A 17,888-nucleotide genomic window follows, 5' to 3' on the forward strand; every position below is an offset into this window, starting at 1 on the left:
TTTAGGTACGCCCGACGCCAAGCAGGTAGGTGTAGAGCGCGATGCCCGAGCCGATTGCGACGGCATATTTGATCGCTAGCGGCAGAGCCGAGGGTGAGATAAAGGCCTCGATCAGGCCGGCAATGATCAAGAGGGGGATACAGCCGAGGATCAAGATCAGGGCGCGGCGTGCGGCAACCACCAGAGCCCCCCGGCGGGTCAACAGGCCAGGGCGCAGGATCGCCCAGCCCAGTTGCAATCCGGCCCCCCCCGCGATAAAGATGACACTCAGTTCAACCACCCCATGCGCGGCAATGAACCCCCAGAGGTTGCCGGCAAAGGCAAAACGTTGCGCGGCACCGGCGATAATGCCGAGAAAGAGCCCATTCATCATCAGAATGTAGCCCGTATAGATGCCAAGCGTTACGCCTCCCGCAAAGGCGCGAAAGGCGACGCCGATGTTATTGGTCATAATTTCTGCCGAGGCGAGCGAGCGTCCTTCTTCGTTGATGCGTAGCCACCATTCGTTGCCCGCCTGGACTTCACCCACGACAAGGTCGGCCCCAGGCATCAGTACCCCCGCCAGGGCCGGATCATTCATGGTCAGGCCAAAGCCGATGAGCGCTGGTACCAGGAACATCAGACAGGCGATCAGCGTTGCTCTCCATGTGGCGCGAAAGGTCTGGGGGAGATCGGTGCGGAAAAAGGTGCGGATCCGCGTTGTGCCACCAGCCCCACTCTCGCGATAGACGGCGCTATGCCCGCGGGCAACCAGGCCATTGAGAAAGCCGACAATCGTGTGCCCAGGCAGATCGCGTCGGGCCGTCGCCAGGTCGGCGGCAGCCTGCCGATAGAGCCGCCCGAGTTCGCGGAGTTCGCTCGCCGATAGCCCAGCCAGACCAGCCCCGGCCTGCTCAATCAGGCGCTCGAGCCGCTCCCAGTTGGCCCGACGCTGCGCAATAAACTCATCGTGGCGCATAGGCTCTGATGATTGTTCCGCTCTCCAGAGGGCTTCCACTCACCGCCGCTGCCAGATTGCCCGGGGTAGGGCCAATCAATTGGACTTCGAGCCCGGGGCAGGTTGTCACGAGCCGCCACATCAGTTCGAGCTTGCTCCGCATGCCGCCGGTCACATCGACCCCGTGTGACCCAGAGGCTCCGTGCAGCACCGTTGCGAGGTTGTCGGCACTGATCACTGGAATGCGGGTCGCTTCCGGATCACGGCGCGGGTCAGCTGTATAGACCGCATCTTCGCCTACGAGAATGATCCGGTTGGGGACGACATTGCTGCTCAGCGCCAGATGGGCCAGCAACAACTCGGTCGAGATGATCGCCGTCCCCTGCTGATGATCAAAGGCGACATCACCGTGGATCACGGGCAGCAACCCCTCTTCCAGGGCGTGCTCGATATGGTCTGTCGCCCACGACGCAATCTGGCCGCCCTCGGCCCAGAGCGTGGCCGAGGGTTGGAACGCCATCGCGGGCAAACCCGCGTCGAGCAGGGCCTCAACCACAATGCGATTGAGGCGCAGCGCGGCACCGGCGGTCATCGCCAGGCCAAATGGCTCAACCCCGGCAGCGCGACCGCGATGCACCCCGTAGCGGGTCGCCGCGACATGCCCAAACGAGCCACTCCCATGCCCCAGAATCACCCGCACCTCGGGCCTGCGTTGGCGGGCCACCGCTAGTTCAGCCGCCAGTTGCCGGATCACCGGCAGATCGGCAGCCTCCTCGCCGCGCTTATCAGTAATGACGGAACCACCAAGTTTGATAAAGGTATACACACCGCACCTGATGGCTACACGGGCGCAAGCCCACTAAAAAAAGAACAACACCCCAAGCACCGTGATTCCCCACAGCACTACACTGCTCGCCAGCGGTCGATCGCGGAGCAACAGATCTTCGGGTGCCCCGCCTTCGCCGCGTTGATAGATCAAATAGAGGTACCGGAAGATCGCGTAGATCACAAACGGGATCGTCATCATCAACATCGGGTACGGTTCCTGAGGGGCCACCGGGGCCAGAAAAGCGGTAATGCTATAGGCCATAATGATGCTTGCCGTCACAATTGACATCATCTGGTCGAGCATTGGCACCGAGTATTCCTGGAGAATCCGGCGATGCTCACCCGCGCCATGCTCAAGCAGGGTCAACTCGTGGCGCCGTTTGCCAATGCCGAGGAAGAGCGCCAGCAAGAGCATGCAGAGCAGAAGCCACGGCGTAATCTGGATATCCAGGATGGCGGCACCTGCCACGGCGCGCAAGACAAAACCAGCCGCAAGCACGAGGATATCAAAGATAACCACATTTTTGAGCCAGTAGGTGTAGAGGAAGCCCTGAATGACAATATAAAGCACGAGCACCGCAAGAAAGTCGAGATCGAGCGGGGCGGGTGGCGGATCGCGATCAAGCACGATGGCGAGCGGGATCACGGCGAGCATCAGTACGGCTGCCGCGACGATGCCTATGCGTGGATCGAGGCGCCCGGACGCAAAGGGCCGCTCACGTTTTTTAGGGTGGGCGCGATCCTTCTCGATATCAACGAGATCATTGACCAGATAGATGGCACTGGCGGCCATCGAAAAGGCGATGAACGCCCCGATCACCCGTAAGAGAGGTATGGGCCCCGCTTCACCCCAGAATTGCCAGAGGCGATCCTCAGAAAAAGCTAGGGCCGCAAAGACAAAAGCGTTTTTTACCCACTGCCGTGGACGCATTGCTCGCAATAGTTCGCGCAAGGGGTTGACGGTTCCCGTTGTGAGCGTGGGTGTCGCACGATCGGTCGAAACATTATTCATACAGCGTAAGAGTGCTACTGTGGTATCATGCCTCAAGATTGTATATACTATGCACAGGGGATTGTACTGCATATCTACACTATGCGTCAATCACCTTAAACCTTCGCGCCTCGGCGCCTTTGCGTCAAATAACCTGACGTATTTGCCAGGTATTGGGCTTAGCCTGGAGACAGACCAATGCAAGAACTCTTGATCGCAACGCGTAATCCCGGTAAGCTACGTGAGTTTGCGGCGATCTTTGCCGGGCTCGATCTGCAGTTGCGGACGCTTGATGAGTTGGGCATTGTTGATGACGTGGATGAGACGGGGGCTACGTTTGCCGCCAATGCGACCCTCAAAGCTGAACAGTACCGTGACCTGAGCGGCTTGCCGACGCTTGCCGATGATAGTGGCCTCGAAGTGGCGGTGCTCAATGGGGCACCGGGCGTCTATTCGGCGCGCTATGGCGGCGTCACCGGCGAGGCTCAGTTGCGCTACTTGCTGGATCAGTTGCGCGATGTGCCCTGGCATGCTCGCCTCGCTCGGTTTGTCTGCGTGATTGCCCTGGCCCATCCCTCGCATTCGACTGAACTGGTGGAAGGGGTGCTGCCAGGGGTGATCGAGTGTGAGCCAAAAGGCACCGGGGGCTTTGGCTATGATCCGCTCTTCTATCTGATCGATGAAGATAAGACCATGGCTGAATTGCCCCCCGAACGTAAGAATGCCATTAGCCATCGTGCCCGCGCTGCCCACGCCGCCCGTGCGATCCTCGCCCGCTGGGCCACGCTGCTGTAGCCAACCTCCCCCAAACGATCACCGCGAAGCCTCAGGGCTTCGCGGTGATTCGGTGGAAAATTCCTATTGCATCGGCTCTGGCGTTCGGCTATAATGGGCAACGCTGTGGCCGGTGCTTAACGAACTTTAGACATCGTACGAATACACTGCGTACACGCCTTGACCTGTACCGACGAACCATCTTTGTTGGTGATGGTTGTCTTCTGAATGTTGGGCCGCCACATCCGGTTTGTGCGACGTTTCGAGAAGCTGACGTTGTGACCGAAGGATGGCTTTTTTCCGCAGATTTGACACTTTGCCATTGGGTAACTCCAGGCTTTTGTTTACAAGGATTTCAGGATACTGGTTTTTTCTTGCGAGCGACGGTTGGCATGTTGCGTATCCGCGCACAAACAGATATCCGCACACCTTGTTCAATAGATGCACATCTCTGCGAGACTATACCATACTGATGGATCTTTGGCAAACCAATGCTTTTGGGTGCGCTTTGCGATGAGGTTGTAGGGCAGATCGGTAGGTTTTTTTCATGACCAAGATTAAAATTGTGACTGATGGATCGGCGGATATTCCTCCTGATATAGCCCATGAATTGGGTATTGAGGTCGTGCCAATTCTCGCTCATGTTGACGAGAAGGTGTATCGCGTTGGTATCGACCTGAGTGATGATCAAGTCTATGATCTTATTGTGAGTGGTCATCACCGGGTGCGTATGGCAACGCCTTCCTCTTCGGTCTTCGAGCAGGTCTATCGGAGCATGATCGGGACGGTGGATTATGTCTTTTCGGTTCATCTGGGTACACGCCTTGGTTCGGTGCTTGGTGAGGCTGTGGCCGCCAAGCAGCGCCTCCCCGCTAGTACGACGCGTTTGCAATTGGTTGATAGCAAATCGGCGTCGCTCGGCCTTGGTTCGGTGGCGATCAGTGCCGCCCGCGCCGCTGCTGATGGCGCCCATCCCGAGGAGGTCAGCCGTTTGATCCACGCGACGATCCGCCATACGCACGTGGTCTTTTTTGTCGATACCATGGAGTATCTTGAGGTCACTGGTCGCCTGACGCTCGCTGGGTCGGTGCTTGGCTCGATGCAGCGCATCAAGCCGCTGATGATCCTCGATGAGGGCGAGATTGTGCCCTACGAGCGTACTCGTACGCGCGCGAAGGCGATCGAGGGCCTCTTTACGTTCGTTGAGGATTTTCCCCGTGTCCAGGATGTGATCGTGCTCTATGCGACAACCCCCGAAGATGTTGAGAAGTTGCTCGAGAAGCTCGATCCTATTTTTCCTCGTGAACGCGTGCAGGTGGCTCGCTTTGGTTCTGCTGTTGCCGCGCATCTCGGCCCTGGTGCGATGGGGGTGACGGTCTTTGAAGGTTTTGAAGAGGGTTAGGGCGTCGCTACGTTGGGGGTTATGCAGGATCGCGACCATATTATTAGTCTCGGGCGTCTCCTCGCCGCTGAGTTGCGCCGGGGCTGCGATGATACCGCTGCCGATGACGGCCTCGACCACTTCCTTGCGCAGTGGCAGGCTCAGGCTGATGGTTCGCTCGATCTCCCTGCCGTTCAGGCGACCCTTGCCTTGCTCGCTGATTATGGGGCCCAGTCGATCCTTGAGCGCCGTGCCCGCGTGACCCGCGCGGTCGAGGATCTGCGCGGGCTCTTTCGTCACGAGACTGCGCCTCCTCCTCCTCCTGCGCCACCGGCCAAAAAGAAGCGTGCCCGCCCGCCCGCTTCGCCTCCTCAACCTCCTGCTCCTGTCCGCACGGCCGCCGATCTCGCGCTCACTGATCCCCTCGATCTGGTGCCGGGGATCGAGCGCCGTGACGTCACTGCGTTTCGCCGCCTCGGCCTCAAGACCGTTGAGGATCTGCTGTACCATGTGCCCCATCGCTATGATGATTTTTCGTCGCAGCACGGCATTGCCGATCTCGAAGTCGGTGCGGTTGGTACGCTTATTGCGGAAGTAAGCGATGTCCGGCTCGTGGGCGGTGGGCCGCGCTCGCGCGTTGAGGTGACGTTTAGTGATACGAGTGGGTCGATCAAGGCGGTCTTTTTTAATCAGCCCTGGTTGCCCAAACAGTTGACCGTCGGACGCCAGCTTGTGCTCAGTGGCAAGGTGTCGTCCTATCAGGGGATGCGCCAGATGACGAGTCCGACCTGGGAGCCGTATGTGCCTGATGGGACGATGCTCCATACTGGGCGTCTCGTGCCCGTCCATCCGCTCAGCAAGGGTCTGCACGAGCGCAATGCCCGCAAGACGATCAAGTTTGTTGTTGATGCGATGACGCCTCGTATGGTCGATCATATGCCCGAAATGAGTCGGCAACGCTGTAATCTGTTGCCCCTCGGCGAGGCGCTGGCGCAGATCCATTATCCCGATACGCCCGAACAGTTGCAACAGGCACGTACACGCCTTGGGTTCGATGAGTTCCTCTTTATTCAGTTGGGTGTGCTGCAGCGCAAGTTGCTCTGGCAGGGCGAACTCGGCTATCAGTTGGCGTTCCTCCCCGATCTCCACCAGCAGTTGCTCGATCATGTTGGCTTTCGTTTGACCAATGCCCAGCAGCGTGTGCTTGATGAAATCTTCCGCGATATGGCCCGCCCGCTTCCGATGGCGCGTTTGCTCCAGGGCGATGTTGGTTCGGGTAAGACGGTGGTCGCGGCGGCGGCGCTGGTGCAGGCGATTGGCAATGGCTTTCAGGGGGCGTTGATGGCCCCCACCGAGATCCTGGCTGAACAGCACTACAAGGGGCTCAAGCAGTTGCTTGGCAAGCTTGCCGTGCCCCGTGCCGCTCGCCAAGAGGCGGAAGGTGAGACGTGGAAGGATCGCCTTGAGCCTGAAGAGGCCGCCAAACTCGCCGAGATCAAGGCGCTGCTCGGGATGACCGATGAGGAAGATATGGCCGGTCAGGGTGTTCGGGTCGCGCTCTTGACCGGGAGCCTCGGCATCAGGGCGCGCCGACGGGTGCTCGAGGGCATTGCGAATGGTGAGATTGATCTGGTCATCGGGACGCACGCGCTCATTACCGAAGGGGTGCGGTTTCAGTCGCTTGGACTGGTGGTGGTTGATGAGCAGCACCGTTTTGGCGTCGAGCAGCGTCAACGCCTGCGTGATAAGGGCTTTAATCCCCATTTGCTTGTGATGACGGCGACGCCGATTCCGCGTACGCTCACAATGACCATTTATGGCGATCTCGATACGTCGATCCTCGATGAGTTGCCCCCGGGCCGTGAGCCGATCCGTACGCGCTGGGTGCGCAAAGCAGAACGCTCGAAAGCGTATCGCCATCTCCGCCGTGAAATCGAGCATGGCCGCCAGGCTTTTGTGATCTGTCCCCTCGTCGAAGAGAGTGAGAAGGTCGATCTGCCGTCGGCGGAAGAGATGTACGAAACTCTGCAAGGCTCGGTCTTCCCCGATCTGCGTGTGACCCTGCTGCACGGGCGGATGTTGCCACGCGAAAAGGATGAGGTGATGCTGGCGTTTCGTGACCACGCCTACGATATTATGGTCGCAACGGCAGTGATCGAGGTTGGCATTGATATTCCGAATGCCTCGACGATTCTGATCGAAGGGGCCGAACGCTTTGGTCTGGCGCAGTTGCACCAGTTTCGTGGCCGCGTTGGACGGGGTGCACACAAGAGCTATTGCATCCTGATTAGTGATAAAGATGATAATGTGATCACGCGTCAGCGCCTCGAAGCGATGGAACAGACCAACGATGGCTTCAAGCTCTCGGAGGTTGATCTGCAACTTCGTGGCCCCGGTGAGTTTTTTGGCACGCGCCAGAGTGGGACGCCAGATCTGAAGGTCGCTCGCCTGGCCGATACCCGTCTGCTCTACGCTGCCCGCAATGAAGCTGAGTTGATCCTGAACGATGATGTCCGTTTGAGCAAGCCTGAACATGCCCTTTTGAAACAGAAAGTAGACGCCTTCTGGGCCGAGGCCGCGAAGGCGGGATGAACCTTTCATGCATACTCTTTCCCTGCCAGCGTTGCCAGGTGGTGCGGCGGTGGTCACACGGTGGCTCGTTCAACCCGATGCCCACGTGACCCTGGGCACGCCCCTCGTGATTGTGGTCACGTCGTCGGTCGAGGTGCTCATTCCTGCCGATGTGACGGGACGCCTGTGCGATCCTGTGCCCACAGGGATGCGCGTGGCTCCTGGTGCCCTCCTGGCTCGCATCGAGGCTCTAGCCGAGGCCGAGCCTGCGCTGGCTTTGCCTGCTGCCCCTGCGCGCTGCAAAGCGACTCCGCTGGCTCGCCGCATCGCGCTGGTGCATGGCATCGCGCTGGATCAAGTCACTGGCAGTGGCCCGCACGGTCAGATCCGGGCCGCTGATGTGCGTGCCCTGTTGCCCCCGCCCGCGACGCTGCTTGCCGAGCATGCTGATGGAGAGACCGGGGAGGATGGACAATCGCAGTCGCAGGACGTTACGCACCCTCCCCACCTCACCGATAATGAGCGAGAGCCCAGTTGCGCTGATGCGGCACCGCAACCAGCACTCACCCCGGTCTCAGTTGATCCTGAATCTGGCCTGCGTCCGGTTGCTAGCCTGACAATGGAGTTTGACGCAACCGCCACACTCGCACAAAGTGCCGCTTTGCCTGCGCATCTCGCCCGTCTGGAAGTCACGCCCTTTATTGCTCCGGTGGTGCTTGAAGCGCTTGCCGCGTTGCTGCCGGCCTACCCGTTGCTCAACGGTGCGCCTGGTGAAGATGGCAACCTTGTCCTGCGGCGGCGCCTGCACTTTGCCATTGGCTTGCCAGACACTGCGCACTACCAATGGCATCTCGTGTACGATGCCAGCGATCTCAATCAGCGCGGCCTGACGAGGGCGCTTGCGCACCAGGTGGCTCCCGCGCTCGATGAGGCCACCTTTGCCATCGTGTTTCGGCCCGAAGGCGCTGCTGGTTGGCAAGGGATGTCGCCGTTGCCGCATTGCCTGGCTGTAGTGAGCGTCACGCCTCCGGTGCGACGCCTGCTTGTCGTGAACGACAGCCTGGCGATTCGGCCTGTTGGCGTATTGACCATCAGCTACGATGCCCGTATCATTGATGAGCAACTGGCGAACACCTTTCTGCGTACCCTCTGTACGCACCTTGAAGCGCCGTCAACGCGATAAAATAAAGTAGAGACATGGCAAAAGTACAAAATATCAAAGGCATGCGCGACCATCTGCCCCAGGCGATGTTGCTCCGGCAGCACATCCTGACGGTGGTACAACGCGTCTGCGAGCGTCACGGTTTTGATCCACTGCAAACACCGGTGATCGAGTATGCCGAAGTGTTGGAAGGCAAGCTCGGCGACGACGAAAAGCTCATTTACCGGTTTGAAGACCACGGCGGGCGGAGTTTGGCGCTCCGATATGACCAGACAGTTCCACTTGCCCGGGTGGTCGCGCAGTATGCGGGCCAACTCGCCTTCCCGTGGCGTCGGTACGCCTATGGACCGAGTTACCGTGGCGAACGTCCGGCCCGTGGGCGCTACCGCGAGTTTTATCAGTTTGATGCCGATATTGTCGGCAGCAGTTCGCCGCTGGCCGACGCCGAGATTGTCGCACTCTTGAGTGAGGCGCTCGCCGAACTCGGTTTTCCCGACTTTGTCACCTTGCTCAACCACCGCCAGGTGATCGGCGGCATTGCCCGTGCCAGTGGCCTCGATGAAGCAGCGGCGGGCGGCGTCTACCGGGCCATTGACAAATTCGACAAACTTGGCGCAAGCGGGGTTGGCGAGGAACTCGTACGAATGGGCGTCAACGCCACCGCAACTGAGCAGATCCTCACCCTGGTGCAGACCGAAGGTTCACCTGCGACCGTGCTGGCGACCCTGCGTGAGCATCTGGCAGGTGACGAGCGAGCCGTGGCCGCGCTTGACAACCTGCACGCAATCATCGCAGCGCTTGATGCCATGGGTGTCCCCCCGGAGCGCTACCGCATCGCCCCACGGCTTGCCCGTGGGCTCTCGTACTACACCGGGCTTGTCTTCGAGACCATCACCCCGCACTGGCCGGAAGGCTCATTGCTGGGTGGGGGACGGTATGACGAACTGATCGGCCAGTTTGCCGGACGCGCCATTCCGACCGTGGGGCTTGCCTTTGGCCTTGATCGCCTGCACGATGTCATGGAAGAGCTAGGGCTAGGCCCCCGCCTGACCACAACTGCGATTGCCTTTGTCACGATCTTTGGTTCTGACTTGGCCGGCGAGGCGATGGCACTTGCCAGCGAACTACGTGCTGGCGGGGTCAACACCTTGTTGAGCCTTGATCCAGCCCAGGGCCTGGGCAAACAATTCAAAGAGGCCGACCGTAAAGGGGCCCGCTATGCCCTCGTGCTTGGCCCCGACGAACGCGACCGTGGCGAAGTTGTGATCAAAGACCTGCGCGACGGCAGCCAGCGCAGCGTCGCCCGCGCAGACGTTGTCGCCGCATTGACCCCGTAGGGGCACGGCTCGCCCGTGCCCGGCGTGGGGGGGGCACGGGCGAGCCGTGCCCGTACCGCACCGCCCGTGCCCGGCGTAGGGGGCACGGGCGAGCCGTGCCCGTACCGCGCCGCCCGTGCCCGCCGTAGGGGGCACGGCTCGCCCGTGCCCGTACCGCACCGCCGTGCCCGGCGTAGGGGCACGGCTTGCCCGTGCCCCTACCGCGCCGCCGTGCCCGGCGTAGGGGCACGGCGCCGCCGTGCCCGTACAGGGGCACGGCTCGCCCGTGCCCGTACCGCACCGCCGTGCCCGGCGTAGGGGGGCACGGGCGAGCCGTGCCCCTACCGCGCCGCCGTGCCCGGCTTGCCCGTGCTCGGCATCGCCCGAACCCCTGCCAGTCACGTCGCAAACAGACGTACTTCCACCACAGCATCAAGGTTCAGCGGCCCATAGAGGTGAGGGAAAGCTTCGCCTGGTTCCGCCTCCTCATAGCGCAATTCAGCCTCGAGGCGATCAACCGCCACGACAAGTAGGATCATCTCGGGCTGATGCTGATAAAAACGCTCGACCACCCCGGGCAACTGCGCCTCGGTGGAAAAATGGATAAACCCCTCGCTGTCCAGCGACCGAGGTGCATAGAACCCCACGTGTTGTGCCTCAGCCCATGCGGCGGCGTGAGCAAGGTGAAGGATCATCGTCACAGAGAAACTCCTTTAAATGGTAGGGCTGACGCCCTAAAAACCAGTCCCTATAGCGTGACCCCAAACCTTGGCACGACTCGTGCTGATTGTCAAGCCACGCTTGACAATCAGCACACAATCCGGTAGACTCGCGTTCTGTCACCCAACAAAAAAGTGTATAATAGGGCTATGTGTGGTACCCTACCGCACAGTGGCACCATAGTTTCTCACACGTCAACGCTGAATCCAAACCTGCCCTACGTCAGGGCCAACAACACCGAAAGGAGGTGTCTGTGCCTGTGCCGCTATCTCGATGAGCGTCAGTCAGGTGTGGGTTGGCAACCCCGGTTTACGATGACGTTAGTTTCGTTTCCGATACGGTAGCTTACAGATTGTGTAAGGAGTCCTACGTTTATGAAGCGTGTAAGTCTTTTGGTTCTCATTGCACTGCTCGGGGCGCTCATCGCGGCCTGTGGTGGTGCTCCCGCAGCCCAGCCGACAGCGGCTCCGGGTGATCCCGCTGCGACGGCCGCGCCCGAGCAGCCCACGACCCCTCCGGCTGAAGAGCCGACCACGGCTCCGTCTGGTGCAACGATTAAGATTGCTTCACAGAGTCCCCTTAGCGGCCCGCAGGCCGCCCTTGGTACGGGTATTCGCAATGGTGCCCAGTTGGCGATTGAGCAACTGGCTCAGCCGTTGATCGATCTCGGCTTTACGGTCGAACTGGCCCCGTTTGACGATCAGGCGCGCGCTGAGGTTGGCTCGGCCAATGCCAAGAACATCGTCTCGGATCCCGAGATTATGTGTGTTGTTGGTCACCTGAACTCGGGTGTGGCGCTGGCCTCGCTGCCCGATTATCAGAATGCCTCGTTGGCGATGGTGTCGCCGGCCAATACCAACCCGAACATCACCGAGGGTGGCTATGGCGTGGCCTTCCGCGTCGTTGGTCGCGATGATGTCCAGGGGATCGTGGGCGAGCAGTTTGCCCGCGAAGAGCTTGGCGCTGCCTCGGTCTATATCATTCACGATACGACCGCATACGGCCAGGGTGTAGCCGAGTTCTTCCGCCTGGCGGCTGAAGAGAATGGCATGGAAGTGCTGGGCTTCGAGGGTACCGAAGAGCAGAGTGATTTCTCGGCGATTCTGACCCCGATCCAGGCCGCCAATCCTGACCTGATCTACTTCGGTGGGCTCTATCCGCAGGCTGGCCCGCTCTTCCGCCAGGCCCGCGACCGTGGCATCACGGCGCAGTTCCTTGGCCCCGATGGTCTGGATAGCCCCGAGTTGGCGACGCTGGCGGGTGATGCCGTTGATGGCATGCACTACACCTCGGTGGCCGCACCGGTGAGCCAGTTCCCCAATGCAGCCCAGTTTGCAACTGACTACGAGGCGCAGTTTAATGGCACGGCAACACCTTTCTCGGCTCAGTCGTATGATGCCGCTGGGATCTGTATTACTGGTATTGCCGCTGCTGCCGAGGCCGCTGGTGGCGTGCCGACCCGTGCCCAGGTGCTTGAAGAGTTGAAGGGTCTGGCTGCGTATGAGGGTATTACTGGCGACTATACCTTCAATGAGAATGGCGACCCCAATCCGGCAACCTACTTTGTGCTTCAGGCCAATGTTGCTGATTGGAATGCCAATGCGTTAATTACCCGCCTCGAAATTGCTCCTCCAGGATCTGAGAGTACGACGACTCCTCCTCCTGCGGCAACCGAGGCTGAGCCACTGGTTGATTTGATTGCTGCGCTTGGGGCTGAAGTTGCCGATCTGAACCTTGGCACAATCAAGCTTGCGTCGCAGAGCCCGCTGAGTGGCCCGCAGGCCGCGCTTGGTACGGGTATCCGCAATGGCGCCGAATTGAATGTGGAACAACTCAATGAGTTACTGGCTGATGCTGGTGTGACCTTTGAGTTGGCCCCGTTTGACGATCAGGCTCGTGCTGAGGTTGGCTCGGCCAATGCCAAGAACATCGTCTCGGATCCCGATGTGCTGTGTGTCGTTGGCCACCTGAACTCGGGTGTGGCGCTGGCCTCGCTGCCCGATTATCAGAATGCCTCGTTGGCGATGGTGTCGCCGGCCAATACCAACCCGAACATCACCGAGGGTGGCTATGGCGTGGCCTTCCGCGTCGTTGGTCGCGATGATGTCCAGGGGATCGTGGGCGAGCAGTTTGCCCGCGAAGAGCTTGGCGCTGCCTCGGTCTATATCATTCACGATACGACCGCATACGGCCAGGGTGTAGCCGAGTTCTTCCGCCTGGCGGCTGAAGAGAATGGCATGGAAGTGCTGGGCTTCGAGGGTACCGAAGAGCAGAGTGATTTCTCGGCGATTCTGACCCCGATCCAGGCCGCCAATCCTGACCTGATCTACTTCGGTGGGCTCTATCCGCAGGCTGGCCCGCTCTTCCGCCAGGCCCGCGACCGTGGCATCACGGCGCAGTTCCTTGGCCCCGATGGTCTGGATAGCCCCGAGTTGGCGACGCTGGCGGGTGATGCCGTTGATGGCATGCACTACACCTCGGTGGCCGCACCGGTGAGCCAGTTCCCCAATGCAGCCCAGTTTGCAACTGACTACGAGGCGCAGTTTAATGGGCCTGCTACACCTTTCTCGGCTCAGGCGTATGACTCGGCTGCTTTCTGTGTGGCTGGTATTCTCCAGGCGGCCGTTGATGCCGCTGCTGCCCCGACGCGTGCCCAGGTGGTTGACGCGATCCGTGGCTTGCCAGCGCTTGGTGGCATTACCGGTGACTACAAGTTCAATGAGAATGGTGATCCCGAGGTTGCGACCTACTTCGTGCTCCAGGCCAACATTGTTGACTGGAATGAGAATGCCCTGATCACCCGGTTGGATATTGCGCCGCCGCAATAGCTTGTACGCTGTGGCCAAGCGTGTGTACCAGGCGCGTCCTGGTCACACGCTTGCTCACCTTCACTCCTGGCCTTGTGCGGTGCTCCCGCACAACAGTTTGTCGTGCGTGCGGTATGCCGTACGCACGACATATATAGTCTGGTGAGGTTCATGGCTGCGGAAGCAAACGCCCAAACGTCAGCTCAAGCTGTTCGACGCCCCATTGTTGAGACCCTGCGAACCGTCTTTGGCCCGCTTGTTCAGTTGTTGCTCTTTGTGGTTGGCAGTGCCATCGCGTTGAGTTTGCTGGTGATCCTTCTCTCACTGGTGCAACTTGGCGCACGCCCCGATCTTTTGACCCGGACGCTGACCATTCTCCCACAGGTGCTTATTGATGGTCTGGTGCGCGGGTTTCTTTTTTCAACCATCGCGCTCGGCTATACGATGGTCTATGGTGTGCTCGAGTTTATTAACTTCGCCCATGGTGAGATCTTTATGGTGGGTGGTGTCACCGGGGCGGCAGTGGGGCTCTTTCTGGCTAGTATTGGTCTCCTGGAAGGCATGAACCCACTGTTCTTTGTGCTGCTAGTGGTGCTGATCGGGATGATCGTCAGTGGGACGCTGGCCGTGACCGTGGAACGAGTCGCCTATCGGCCCTTGCGTGGGACGCCCCGTCTCGTGCCGCTGATTTCAGCGATTGGGGTGTCGCTGGTGCTCCAGGATGTTGTGCGCTTGATTATGACCAATTCCCCGATGGGTTTCAATGCGCGTTATAATGCCCCTGATTTTGGCCCGCCTATTCGCCTCTTTGAGATGACCCTCGGTGATCGTCCCGTGCCGATTATTATTAGTCCCAAGGCGTTGGTCTTCATTACCGCTGCGGTGATTATGCTGATCGTGCTCAATTATCTGGTCAATGCAACCCGCCTTGGCAAAGCAATTCGGGCGACAGCACAGGATATGCCGACGGCAAGTTTGATGGGCATTAATGTTAATCGCATTATTACCCTCACCTTCTTGATCGGTGGGGCCCTGGGTGGTGCCGCTGGTGCGCTCTTTGGTCTCAATGTCGGTACCGTCAACCCCTATATGGGCTTTATTCCTGGTCTCAAGGCGTTTACCGCAGCGGTGCTCGGTGGTATCGGCAATATTACCGGTGCGATGGTCGGCGGGTTGGTGCTTGGCTTCCTCGAGGCGTTTGTGGCGTCGTATCTGTCGCTCTTTACCAATGGTGCGCTCTCTGGAGCGGCCTATGCCGATATTGTCGCTTTTAGTATCTTGATTCTGATCCTGATCTTCCGACCCTCCGGCTTGCTCGGTGAGTCGACAACGCAGAAGGTGTAGCTATGGCGACGATGTCTCCACCAACCAATCTCTGGGAGCAGGTGAAGGCTACATTATCGCGTGGGCCGACCGGCTATAGCTTTCTCGGTCTGTATGCGGCGATCTGTACCTGGCTCTTGCTGACGAATCCGCGGACAAGCCTCAATACCGATATTGCCTTTGCCCTTTTTCTGCTGCTGCTGCTCATTATTTATCGCTCGCAGGTGGCCCTTGGCTTCAAGGTGGCCCTCGGTGGTGTGATGCTCCTGGTGGTCTTGCCGATCTTTGGAACACTCAATCCTTTCTATATTGATGTGGCGACCCAGGCTGGTATCTTTGTGGCGCTGGCCCTGGGGCTCAATGTGGTGGTCGGTTTTGCGGGCTTGCTTGACCTTGGCTACGTGGCCTTTTTTGCTGTCGGGGCCTATCTCTGGGGGATCTTGAGCACCGAACAGATGACGCTCATGAATCCGGCCTGGAGCCCGGTGCCGCCGATTATGTTCTACCCTTTTATTTTCCTTGGCCTGATCGTCGGGGCCATTTTCGGTGTGCTCCTTGGCCTCCCGGTGCTGCGCTTGCGCGGCGACTATCTGGCGATTGTTACCCTCGGCTTTGGTGAGGTAATCCGGGTGCTGGCTAATAACCTTGATCGCCCGATCAATATTACCAATGGCTCGCAGGGTATTCGTGGGATTGCACGCCCTCCGCTGATTTTTGCCGATTTTGTGCGCAATACCCTCGGTCTCAACCTCGATGATCAGCAACTCTATCAGCAGTTTTTCTACTTTACGGTGCTGCTGATTGTGCTGTTGACTGTGGTGGTAGTGAGTCGCCTCAAGCACTCGCGGATCGGGCGTGCCTGGGAAGCGATCCGTGAGGACGAAACCGCCGCGATTGCCCAGGGTATTCCGCTGGTGCGCACCAAATTGCTGGCCTTTGCCGTCGGCGCTTCGTTTGCCGGGGCGATGGGCGTGATCTTTGCCTCCAAGCAGCTCTTCATTAATCCGCCGACCTTCGACCTCATTCGGTCGATCAATATTCTGGCGATGGTCATTCTTGGTGGGATGGGTTCGATTCCTGGGGTTATGCTTGGGGCCGTGCTGGTGACGATGCTTGATCTGCAGATCCTGCCTCGTTTGGCGACGGTGCTGCGTGATCTGCAGCGCGCTGGTGCGCCGATTCCGTCGGCTTTTGACCCGACCCAGTATCAGCGCCTCTTCTTTGGTCTGCTGCTGATCTTGATGATGATCTTTCGCCCGACAGGAATTCTTCCCGATGAACGGCGCAAGGAAGAACTGGTGGAAGATCAGGTGGTAGATTTGCCCCTCGATGATGGCGAAGTTGATGGTGGCCAGCCACCCCCGCCGACCCAGGCTCCGCCCGGTAGTGGTCCAATTACCTAGCTTGTATGATGCGAGAGGAACCGTTATGGCGCTGTTGGAAGCAACCAACATTACCAAAACCTTTGGCGGCTTGACTGCGGTCAACGATGTGACGTTGATCATCGAAAAGGGCGTGATTGCTAGTGTGATCGGACCCAACGGCGCAGGGAAGACGACCTTTTTTAATATGTTGACCGGGATCTACAAGCCCGATAAAGGGGCGATCCTCTTTGATGGCAAGTCGATCGCTGGGACACGCCCGGATCAGATTGCGGCCCTCGGGATGCGTCGGACGTTTCAGAATATTCGGCTCTTTGATAATATGACGGTGCTCGAAAATGTGCTGGTTGGGATGCATACCCGCCTCCATGTCCCTTTCTGGCAAATTATTGCGAGCGCCCCTGGTGTCCGTCGTGAAGAGACGAAGGCGCGCGATGAGGCCCGCGAACGCCTTGCCTACGTTGGCCTTGATGCTAAACGCGAAGAGCTTGCCAAGAATTTACCCTATGGTGACCAGCGTCGCCTTGAGATTGCCCGTGCGCTCGCTGGTGATCCCAAGTTGATTTTGCTCGATGAGCCGACCGCAGGGATGAATCCCCAGGAGACCGATGCGGCTACGGGTTTGATTCGCCGCCTCCGCGATGATCTTGGTCTGACTGTGGTGTTGATCGAGCACGATATGCGCCTCGTGATGGCGATTTCTGAGCGCATTTCGGTGCTCGATTATGGGACGAAGATCGCTGAGGGAGATGCGCATACGATTCGTTCTAATCCGCGGGTGATCGAGGCCTACCTCGGTAAGGGAGCCGCCGGGGCCGCTGCCTAGCTGCCCCGGTAACGTGGCGCGCTCGCCCTGGTGGGGCATCCTTCTCAGGATACCGGTCGTGCGCTGTGCATTGTAGATAAACGATCGGCTACATAGAGGAATATATGGCTCTACTCAAGCTCGAAGATGTTCATACATACTACGGTAAAATTCATGCCTTAAAGGGTGTTTCCATTACTGTCAATAAAGGTGAGATTGTTACCCTGATTGGCTCTAATGGTGCTGGGAAGAGTACGACCCTGCGGACGATCTCAGGGTTGCTTGTGCCTCGCCAGGGGCAGGTGGTGCTGAATGATGAGCGCATCGATCGCATTCCGTCACACGAGATTGTTAAACGCGGGATTGCGCAGTCGCCCGAGGGCCGTCGGATCTTTCCCCGTCTGACGGTGCTCGAAAATCTTGAGATGGGCGCGTATCTCCATAGTACACGCAGCGCGATCTATCAAGAGGATCTTGAGCGCGTCTTTACGCTCTTCCCGCGCCTCCGCGAGCGCGTTTCCCAGAAGGGCGGTACTCTCTCGGGTGGCGAACAGCAGATGCTGGCGATTGGACGTGCCTTGATGACCCGTCCCCAGGTGCTGTTGCTCGATGAACCTTCCATGGGTCTCGCCCCGGTGCTGGTTGAACAGATTTTTGAGATTATCGAGACGATCAATGCCCAGGGGATGACCGTGCTGCTCGTTGAGCAAAATGCGCTCCAGGCGCTCGGCATTGCCCACCGTGGCTATGTGCTGCAGAGTGGCCGGATTATTCTTGAGGATGAAGCCAAAGCGCTGCGTGAAAATGAGACGGTACAGAAGTCGTACCTCGGCCTCGAATAAGGCTTGATCTATCCCCTAACAATGCGAGCAAAGCTCGCATTGTCTCTTT

The 17,888-nt window shown here is 59.1% G+C and carries 15 protein-coding genes; 10 read left to right on the forward strand and 5 right to left on the reverse strand.

Annotated elements, in window-relative coordinates:
- Position 1 precedes the first annotated feature (1 nt).
- From EYB53_RS10310 to EYB53_RS10320, 3 genes are read right to left on the reverse strand one after another with little or no spacing between them, the layout of a single operon-like run.
- A complete protein-coding gene (locus EYB53_RS10310) occupies positions 2–958 on the reverse strand; it encodes a stage II sporulation protein M (RefSeq protein WP_135478105.1) in 957 nt (318 codons plus the stop codon).
- A complete protein-coding gene (locus EYB53_RS10315; RefSeq protein ID WP_135478106.1) occupies positions 945–1,763 on the reverse strand; it encodes an isopentenyl phosphate kinase in 819 nt (272 codons plus the stop codon). The genes EYB53_RS10310 and EYB53_RS10315 overlap by 14 nt, the downstream gene beginning before the upstream one ends.
- 33 nt (positions 1,764–1,796) lie before the next feature.
- Positions 1,797–2,777: a decaprenyl-phosphate phosphoribosyltransferase gene (locus EYB53_RS10320; RefSeq protein WP_135478107.1), complete on the reverse strand. Its 981-nt coding sequence runs from the start codon at positions 2,775–2,777 to the stop codon at positions 1,797–1,799.
- A 177-nt stretch (positions 2,778–2,954) separates the two neighbouring features.
- On the opposite strand from EYB53_RS10320, the gene rdgB reads away from it, so the two are divergent.
- Positions 2,955–3,551 (forward strand): RdgB/HAM1 family non-canonical purine NTP pyrophosphatase, encoded by a 597-nt coding sequence (gene rdgB / locus EYB53_RS10325; protein WP_135478108.1) that lies wholly within the window; start codon positions 2,955–2,957, stop codon positions 3,549–3,551.
- Between the two features lie 116 nt (positions 3,552–3,667).
- On the opposite strand, the gene rpmB is transcribed toward rdgB, so the two are convergent.
- Complete coding sequence (gene rpmB / locus EYB53_RS10330) at positions 3,668–3,853, reverse strand: 50S ribosomal protein L28 (RefSeq protein WP_129671274.1); 186 nt, start codon at positions 3,851–3,853, stop codon at positions 3,668–3,670.
- 224 nt (positions 3,854–4,077) lie between these two features.
- On the opposite strand from rpmB, the gene EYB53_RS10335 reads away from it, so the two are divergent.
- The 4 genes from EYB53_RS10335 to hisS are packed head-to-tail and all read left to right on the forward strand — an operon-like array spanning position 4,078 to position 9,981.
- Positions 4,078–4,932 (forward strand): DegV family protein, encoded by an 855-nt coding sequence (locus EYB53_RS10335; RefSeq protein ID WP_135478109.1) that lies wholly within the window; start codon positions 4,078–4,080, stop codon positions 4,930–4,932.
- A gap of 21 nt (positions 4,933–4,953) precedes the next feature.
- Complete coding sequence (recG, locus tag EYB53_RS10340; protein WP_135478110.1) at positions 4,954–7,503, forward strand: ATP-dependent DNA helicase RecG; 2,550 nt, start codon at positions 4,954–4,956, stop codon at positions 7,501–7,503.
- Between the two features lie 7 nt (positions 7,504–7,510).
- Positions 7,511–8,665, forward strand: a complete 1,155-nt coding sequence (locus EYB53_RS10345; RefSeq protein WP_135478111.1) for an E3 binding domain-containing protein — start codon at positions 7,511–7,513, stop codon at positions 8,663–8,665.
- Between the two features lie 14 nt (positions 8,666–8,679).
- The gene (hisS, locus tag EYB53_RS10350) at positions 8,680–9,981 is read left to right on the forward strand and encodes a histidine--tRNA ligase (protein WP_135478112.1); all 1,302 of its coding nucleotides are present in this window, start codon (positions 8,680–8,682) and stop codon (positions 9,979–9,981) included.
- Between the two features lie 377 nt (positions 9,982–10,358).
- On the opposite strand, the gene EYB53_RS10355 is transcribed toward hisS, so the two are convergent.
- Complete coding sequence (locus EYB53_RS10355; protein WP_135478161.1) at positions 10,359–10,655, reverse strand: DUF952 domain-containing protein; 297 nt, start codon at positions 10,653–10,655, stop codon at positions 10,359–10,361.
- 399 nt (positions 10,656–11,054) lie between these two features.
- On the opposite strand from EYB53_RS10355, the gene EYB53_RS10360 reads away from it, so the two are divergent.
- The 5 genes from EYB53_RS10360 to EYB53_RS10380 all read left to right on the forward strand — a co-directional run bounded on the left by EYB53_RS10360 (position 11,055) and on the right by EYB53_RS10380 (position 17,839).
- A complete protein-coding gene (locus EYB53_RS10360; protein ID WP_135478113.1) occupies positions 11,055–13,508 on the forward strand; it encodes a branched-chain amino acid ABC transporter substrate-binding protein in 2,454 nt (817 codons plus the stop codon).
- 150 nt (positions 13,509–13,658) lie between these two features.
- Positions 13,659–14,831: a branched-chain amino acid ABC transporter permease gene (locus EYB53_RS10365; protein ID WP_135478114.1), complete on the forward strand. Its 1,173-nt coding sequence runs from the start codon at positions 13,659–13,661 to the stop codon at positions 14,829–14,831.
- A 2-nt stretch (positions 14,832–14,833) separates the two neighbouring features.
- Entirely contained in the window at positions 14,834–16,213 is a 1,380-nt protein-coding gene (locus EYB53_RS10370) for a branched-chain amino acid ABC transporter permease (RefSeq protein WP_135478115.1), read from the forward strand.
- Positions 16,214–16,238: 25 nt separating this feature from the next.
- On the forward strand, positions 16,239–17,018 hold the full coding sequence (locus EYB53_RS10375; protein ID WP_135478116.1) for an ABC transporter ATP-binding protein: 780 nt from the start codon (positions 16,239–16,241) through the stop codon (positions 17,016–17,018).
- Positions 17,019–17,122: 104 nt separating this feature from the next.
- A complete protein-coding gene (locus EYB53_RS10380; protein ID WP_135478117.1) occupies positions 17,123–17,839 on the forward strand; it encodes an ABC transporter ATP-binding protein in 717 nt (238 codons plus the stop codon).
- Positions 17,840–17,888: the final 49 nt, after the last annotated feature.

Origin of the sequence: Candidatus Chloroploca mongolica (genome assembly GCF_004762035.2) — a bacterium.
In the GTDB taxonomy this organism is placed as follows: Bacteria; Chloroflexota; Chloroflexia; order Chloroflexales; family Chloroflexaceae; genus Chloroploca; species Chloroploca mongolica.